Here is a 439-nt window from a genome sequence, read left to right as displayed (position 1 = left end):
GCCGTGGTCCTGCCCATCGAGCAATCGGAATTCGGCGCGCAAACCCGGTGCGCCAGCGAGGCTGGCCACCAGCTCGCGTGCCGAACCGACTTGGCGCCGCTCGCGTTGGCGGCGCTCGCGCCCGGGGTCCGCCAGGGGCTTGGCCGCGCCTTCCTCCAGACTGCCGGCCGTGAGCAGCAGACGCCGGCCGTCATCGCCGCCGCCCGCGGGGCGCTGCAGGAAGCGGTCGCGGTGCACCAGGATGGCTCGATCGCCCCACCAGATCGAAGGACTGGCGGCGAAGTAGCGTTGGAACAGCGCCGGTCGGCTGAACAGCGCATAAAGCGTCAGCAGCCCACCGAACGAGTGGCCGAACAGCGTTTGCTGCGTGGCGTTGATTGGCAGTTGGTGCGCAAGCCAAGCCTGCAATTGCGCCAAGCAATCCAAAAGGCGATCCGCC

Annotated in this window: 1 protein-coding gene; it reads right to left on the bottom strand. The window is 69.0% G+C overall.

Annotated features, from left to right (window positions below):
- A partial coding sequence (locus VTU_RS0118280) for an alpha/beta hydrolase (RefSeq protein ID WP_236610788.1) occupies positions 1-426 on the bottom strand: 426 nt, incomplete at its 3' end.
- Between the last annotated feature and the right edge of the window lie 13 nt (positions 427-439).

The organism is Verminephrobacter aporrectodeae subsp. tuberculatae At4, from assembly GCF_000193225.1.
Taxonomy (GTDB): domain Bacteria; phylum Pseudomonadota; class Gammaproteobacteria; order Burkholderiales; family Burkholderiaceae_C; genus Acidovorax; species Acidovorax aporrectodeae.
Note: the sequence above shows the minus strand (reverse complement) of the source record. Positions and strands in the feature narration are given on the sequence as shown.